Below are 6,987 nucleotides of genomic sequence, written 5' to 3' on the forward strand. Positions count from 1 at the left end.
CCTAGCCATAGAGAAATCGCGGCTAGACAATAGACCTTGCTGTAGCTAACGCTTAACTAAACTAGCGATCGCACTTACTAGAGCATCTGGATCGACTGGCTTGGGTATGTGCAATTGAAATCCGGCTGTGAGTGCTTGCTGTTGGTTTATTTCCCCAGCGTAGGCTGTGAGAGCGATCGCGGGGACATTTCCGCCTTGTTTGGGCGATCGCTGGCGTAATTGACGAATTAGCATATAACCGTCTACTTCGGGCATTCCAATATCACTAATCAAGATATCAGGTAAGGACTGCGACAGTTCATTTAGGGCTGCGGTTGCGGATGTGACTGCGGTAACATCCACACCATAATCATGCAAAATAAACGTAATTAAGTCGCGGATATCAGGTTCGTCATCCACTACTAAAACTTTGATACCGACAAGATGGGGAGATTCAGACTCAGAAGATAAAAATTCATTCTCTCCTCGCTTGACTGGTTCGTTAATCACTAACAAAGGTATCCTCACTGTAAAGGTAGCACCCAAGCCTTCACCGGGGCTGTCTGCCTTAACTGTACCGCCGTGCATTTCTACTACCTGACGGACAATCGCCAATCCTAAACCCAAGCCGCCAAATTTCCGGGTTGTAGTCCCATCTGCTTGACGAAAATAATCAAAGACGAATGGTAAAAATTCTGGTCTAATGCCTTTTCCCGTATCACTAACTTGAATTTGCGCTTGACCATCAATTTCTTTAACTTGAATTTCTATCTGTCCAGATGCTGGGGTAAACTTAACTGCATTGGAAAGTAAATTCCACACCACTTGTTGTAAGCGATTTGGATCACCCATAACTTGACCGATATTAGGGTCAAACACGGTATGAATTTGCATAGATTTGGCTTCTGCTGCCAAGCGTACTGTTTCTAACGCTGCTTGCACAACCATTACCAAACTTACCGGACAGACATTTAAGCTTAATTTTCCTTGCAGGATGCGCGAAACATCTAATAAATCTTCAATTAATTGAGTTTGTAATTTGGCGTTGCGTTCAATAGTTTCTAAAGCTTGTTTCGTAGTTTTTTCGTCAAACTGACGATTTCGCAGCAATTTCGCCCAGCCTAAAATCGGGTTGAGTGGAGTCCGCAGTTCGTGGGAGAGAACCGCGAGAAATTCATCTTTAATACGGTTAGCAAATTCTGCTTCTTGACGGGCGATGCGTTCTGTTTGTAAGAGTTGATCGCGTTCTTGTTCGGCGCGTTTGCGATCGCTAATATCTAAAACAAAAGCCACACCCCTATCTTGACAGTCGGCTAACAACGCTATCCCTAAAACTACCGCTACTCGCTGACCGTTGCGGTGGATATATTCTTTTTCGTAAATCTGCGAAACTCCGTTTTTTTGGACTTCTGCTAGGGCGTGATTGTCTAAAACTAGATATTCTGATGGTGTGAGTTCTCGCCAATCAATTTTCCCTACAACCGCAAACTCATCACGGGTGTAACCAACTAATTGTAAATAAGCATCGTTGGCATCAGTAATATAGCCTTCCATATTCCAAAAAGCTACGCCTATCAAGTTAGACTCAAACAAGCGGCGGAATCGAGCTTCGCTTTCTCGTAACGACTGTTCAACTTTTTTATGTGCAGTAATATCACGCGAGACGATAATTACACCTTCAATGCTTTGAGTATGATTGCGTAAGGGCGTGAGAATATATTCGTAGTCACGCAATCCTTCGATTGTGAGTAGTTGACATTCATCCTTGACTGATTCCCCAGATTCCATTACAGCTTGTTGCTGAGTTTCCACTTGTTCAGCAAAATCATTCGGTAAATTCAAGTCTCGTAAGGTTTTACCCAAAAGTTCCTGGGGTTTTAAGCCTAAGATAGCCGCGCCACCATGACTAATATACTGATGGCGACCTGTGCGATCAAATATATAAATATGATCTACAGAAGTTGCCAGAATAGCATTTAACAGATTTGCTTGTTCTTGAACTTGGCTGGTGAGTTGGCGAGTGTTTTCTTCTGTCTGCTTGTGACCAGTGATATCCATACATACGCCAAACATCCGCACCGCCTGTCCCTGCTCGTCATAGTAAAATTTTCCCTGAGAAGAAATCCAATGCAGGCTTTGGTCAGGCCAAATAATCCGAAATTCGTCTTTATAGTCAGTTTTGTTTGACAAAGCAGCAGTAATATTTATCGTGACAGATTTTCTATCTTCAGGATGCAGACAAGCTAAAAAGGCGGTGTAAGTGCGTTCAAAACTACCAGGAGTTAAACCAAACAGCAGTTCATGACTTTCCGACCAAATTAATTTATCGGTAAAAATATCCCAGTCCCAAAAACCCATCCAAGCAGCATCTATAGCCAATCTCAAGAGTTGTTCACTTTCTTGTAGGGCGACTTCAACTTGTTTTCTTTCAGCTTTTTCTTGTTGAAGTTGTTGTAGCGTAAATGCCATATCTGCTTGACTATGAGGATTAATATTTGCTGTTGTCAGTTTTGCTTGTAGTTCAATTAATTGCACCTCAAGTGCAACTTGTTGACACTGATAGTGAATTTCTAAATGTTCTAACTCTGCAACACGCTGCCGTAAAGCTGCTAATTCATCTCGATCATGGTCTGGCATGTTGAAAACCACTTGCAATAAATAATCTCAATTGACACGGCAGAGACCCTATCGTGTGAATGAGTATGGATTTTTTTGGGCAAAAATACAATCTCTCACTGGGTACATAAACTATTCAGCCGCAAGGTATATGTTCAATTTATCAGGCTACGCGATCGCTCCATTTGCCCCAATTAATGGCAATTCAGGTTTAACTGAAGTTCCCCAAGAAAGACAGCAAGATTAATGCCAATCAACCAATAATTGACGATTGCTTTGCTAGGATAATGCAGGCGATCGCGAATCAAAATTATGGAAATTAGTCAATAGTCTTTTGTCAATAGCCAAAAGGCAAAATTTCACACTTCATACTTTTCCTTGTGTCAATATTGGAATCAGACTGCGTTGCATTTAGCTAGGCAAACGAAATGCTGGGAAATACACTTGTTGGAAGATACCAAATTATTAGCCATTTGGGAGGTGGAGGATTTGGTGAAACCTTTGTAGCTTGTGACACTCAACTTCCAGGTTCGCCGCAATGTGTTGTCAAGCAACTCAAACCCCAAGTTAGCAATGCAGCCACATTAGAGATAGCTAGGCGTTTATTTGACACAGAAGCTCAAGTTCTTTATAAATTAGGTACGCATGATCGCATTCCCCAACTGTTAGCATATTTTGAAGAGAATGCCGAATTTTATCTTGTACAAGAATTTATCCCTGGTCATGATTTAAGTAAAGAGTTAATTCTGGGAAAAACTTTCAGTCAAGACCAAGTTATCTTACTCTTACAAGAAATATTAGAAATATTAGAATTTGTTCATCAACAAAATGTTATTCATCGTGATGTTAATCCCCGCAATTTACTCAGACGGGATGATGATAACAAGTTAATTTTAATAGATTTTGGGGCAGTCAAACAAATCACTACTCAAGTAGTAACGCCCGAAGGACAAACAAAGGCTACCGTTGCAATTGGTACTCCTGGTTATCTCCCTAGCGAACAGGCGCAAGGGACACCAAAATTTAGCAGTGATATCTATGCAGTGGGGATGATTGCAATACAAGCTTTGACGGGAATACCTGCTGAAGAGTTAGAAAAAGATGCAGAAACGAATGAAATTATCTGGGAAAACAAAGTCCAAATTTCACCAGAGTTAGCCAGATTTTTAAATAAAATGATTTGTTATGATTTTCGGCAAAGGTATACTTCAGCAAGAGTAGCATTAGAAGCATTAAAAAAAATTAATCAACCTGAGAATAAAACCGTTAATATATCTACTGGATCTTTACCAAAAAAGCTTAAGGTTGGCAAGTCAGCTAAAAGTTTAGTTGTTAAATTATTCTGGGCTATTTTTTTATTGGGAATTACTGGCATAGCATCTTTATTTGTGGTGAATAAAATTAATGCTAATAATGCTATAGAATTATCAAAACAAGGAAATACCCTGTTTGAATTACAACGCTATCAAGATGCTTTATCAGCCTACGAAGAGGCAGTGAATATTAGACCAGATTATGCTCAAGGCTGGAATGGTCAAGGTAAAACATTATTTAAATTAAAGCAGTATGATGAAGCTCTGACTGCTTATGAAAAGGCAATTCAAATTCAGCCAGATTATGTAGATGCTTGGAGTGGTAGAGGTTTTACCTTACAAAAATTACAACGCTATCCAGAAGCGATCGCAGCTTTTGATAAAGCTTTACAACTCCACGATGATTACCCAGAAGTTTGGAATGCGAAGGGTGAAGTATTTAGCGAGTTAAAGCAATATGATAACGCAATTAAAGCTTACGATAAAGCCATAGATTTAAAATCAGATTATGTCGAAGCTTGGTATAGTAAAGGCTTGGCGTGGCAAAATTTAAAAAATTATGATGAAGCGATCGCCGCCTACAATAAAGCCTTAGAAATTAAATCTGATTATTACCAAGCATGGTATAATCGGGGCAATGCTTTGGTAAATTTAAACCGCTACGCAGACGCTTTTACAGCTTATGATAAAGCGGTACAATATCAGCCAAATTATTACCAAGCATGGCTATCGAGAGGAAATGTTCTCATTACTTTAAGACGCTATACTGAAGCCATAGAATCATTTAAGCAAGTAATTAAAAATGATTCTGATAACTATCAATCATGGTATAATATTGGATGGTCACAACATCAGTTGCAACGCTACGCAGACGCAATCACAGCTTATAATAAAGCCGCCACTATTAAACGCAACGATTACCAATTGTGGTACAGTTTGGGTAATTCTCAATATAATTTGCAGAAATATACAGAGGCGATCGCAGCTTATAATAGAGCATTACGCTACAACCCCAAACATTACGAAAGTTGGTATAGCCGAGGCAATGCCTTACTCAATTTAAACCGCTATCCAGAAGCGATCGCATCTTATAATCAAGCTATTAAATATAAGCCAGATTATCAAGAAGCGATCGCTGCACGTAATCAAGCCGAGAATCAACTACACAAAGATAAATCAAAACCCATCATTGTTCCCACGATACCTAATGCAAATTAACCGCAGATGGATGCGGATGTAGCGTTAGCGGTTTACCGCAGGCTACGCAGATAATCAGAGAAATTAGGTTAAATCCTAGGGATAGCGAAACCCAACAAAGTTTGGATAATGTTGGGTTCCGTTCCTGTGGACTAACTTCGATTATCTATTTGAGCGCGTTGTAAACTACCAGAAAAGTCAACATACACACTCTTCCATTCTGTGAAAACATCTAAAGCAGTGCTTCCGGCTTCGCGGTGGCCGTTACCTGTTTGTTTCACACCACCAAAAGGCAAATGTACCTCTGCGCCAATAGTCGGGCCATTAATATAGGTAATACCTGCTTCAATGTCGCGCATTGCGGTAAACGCCCGGTTAATATCGCGGGTATAAATGGAAGAAGACAGACCGTAATTAGTATCATTGAGAATAGCGATCGCTTCTTCAAAAGAATTAATCTCAATTAATGCCACCACAGGCCCGAATATCTCTTCACGGGCAACGCGCATATCTGGTGTAACATTATCTAAAATCGTTGGCAAAAAGAAATTCCCCTCTTTTAGTTGTCCTTCACTAGCTATTCCCCCACCAATTAATATTTTTGCCCCTTCTTCACGGGCGATGTTCATATATTCATTCACCCGTTGCAGTTGCTTTTGATTAATTATCGGCCCAATTTCTGTATTTGGGTCATTACCAGCACCCAAGCGTAACTTACTAACACGCTCATACAGCATAGCCGTAAACTTTTCTTTAATGTCACGATGCAATATTAGCCGACTCGTAGCTGTACAACGTTGCCCAGTTGTCCCAAAAGCCCCCCAAACAGCACCGTCTAAAGCCAGTCCTAAGTCTGCATCTTCCATTACCACTTGAGCATTTTTGCCGCCCATCTCTAAACAGACACGCTTGTGAGTGCGTCCGCAAGTTGCGCCCACAAAAGCACCTGTTTCCGAAGAACCAGTGAAAGAAACTAAATCAACATTGGGATGTTCGACTAAGGCTTTACCGACTTCTTCACCAACACCATGCACTAAGTTAATTACACCAGCTGGTAAACCTGCGGCGGCGAAAATTTCTATGAGTTTAGTTGCACAAGCGGGAGTATCTTCTGCGGGTTTGAGGATGACGGTATTACCGCATACTAAAGCTGGCATAGCTTTCCAGCAAGGAATAGCCACAGGGAAATTCCACGGTGTAATTAAAGCACAAACACCAATAGGCATTCGCACCGTCATCGCAAATTTATTTGGCATTTCTGAAGGTGTCGTTAACCCAAATAGCCGCCGCCCTTCACCAGCACTATAAAAAGCACAGTCAATACCTTCCTGCACATCACCCCTACCTTCTGTGAGAGGTTTACCCATTTCCCGACTAATTAATTGGGCGAGTTCTTCTTTATGCTGAAGTAATAATTCTCCCACACGAAAAATATATTCGGCTCTGGTTGGGGCAGGAACTTTCCGCCAACTGCTGTAAGCTTGACGGGCGGCGGCGACGGCTTTATCTACATCCTCGGTTTGAGAACGCGGAAATGTGGCTACAACTTCGTTTATCAAAGCTGGGTTATAACTTTCCAGAATGTTTCCTGTCGTAGCATCCACCCACTGACCATTAATATAATTGCGACAAGTTAGCAAAGTCATAATTATTCATTCGTAATTCGTCATTACATTTTTTAGCCCATATTCAGCAGGTATATGAGGTGAGAAGATAATATTTCCAGCAACGGTAACAGGCATTGTAAGAGTGATAGGATGTCGAAGATGGGCGACTTGTAGTTTTTGAGTTGTTATTCGGGAAGACAACAACTCTATTACAGATTGTGGATAAAAAAGAAGCCCCTTTCTTACAAGAAAGGGGCTATTTGTTTGAATATAGA

Annotated in this window: 4 protein-coding genes; 1 reads left to right on the forward strand and 3 read right to left on the reverse strand. The window is 40.8% G+C overall.

Annotated elements, in window-relative coordinates; genetic code table 11:
• Positions 1 to 45: 45 nt before the first annotated feature.
• Positions 46 to 2,616: a PAS domain S-box protein gene (locus NCWK1_RS19815; RefSeq protein ID WP_103125886.1), complete on the reverse strand. Its 2,571-nt coding sequence runs from the start codon at positions 2,614 to 2,616 to the stop codon at positions 46 to 48.
• A gap of 407 nt (positions 2,617 to 3,023) precedes the next feature.
• Between NCWK1_RS19815 and NCWK1_RS19820 the strand changes: the two genes are divergently transcribed.
• Positions 3,024 to 5,126 (forward strand): serine/threonine-protein kinase, encoded by a 2,103-nt coding sequence (locus tag NCWK1_RS19820; protein WP_103125887.1) that lies wholly within the window; start codon positions 3,024 to 3,026, stop codon positions 5,124 to 5,126.
• A 131-nt stretch (positions 5,127 to 5,257) separates the two neighbouring features.
• Here the strand turns inward: NCWK1_RS19820 and NCWK1_RS19825 are convergent, their stop codons facing one another.
• A complete protein-coding gene (locus tag NCWK1_RS19825) occupies positions 5,258 to 6,754 on the reverse strand; it encodes an aldehyde dehydrogenase family protein (protein ID WP_096584655.1) in 1,497 nt (498 codons plus the stop codon).
• 3 nt (positions 6,755 to 6,757) lie between these two features.
• A partial coding sequence (locus tag NCWK1_RS29940) for a hypothetical protein (RefSeq protein ID WP_222838802.1) occupies positions 6,758 to 6,987 on the reverse strand: 230 nt, incomplete at its 5' end.

Origin of the sequence: Nostoc cycadae WK-1, assembly GCF_002897135.1 — a bacterium.
GTDB lineage: Bacteria > Cyanobacteriota > Cyanobacteriia > Cyanobacteriales > Nostocaceae > Nostoc_B.

Bases quoted from the DNA above. Each gene is read 5' to 3' on its own strand.
- NCWK1_RS19820 (WP_103125887.1), top strand. From the start codon at position 3,024: ATGCTGGGAAATACACTTGTTGGAAGATACCAAATTATTAGCCATTTG.
- NCWK1_RS19815 (WP_103125886.1), bottom strand. From the start codon at position 2,616: ATGCCAGACCATGATCGAGATGAATTAGCAGCTTTACGGCAGCGTGTT.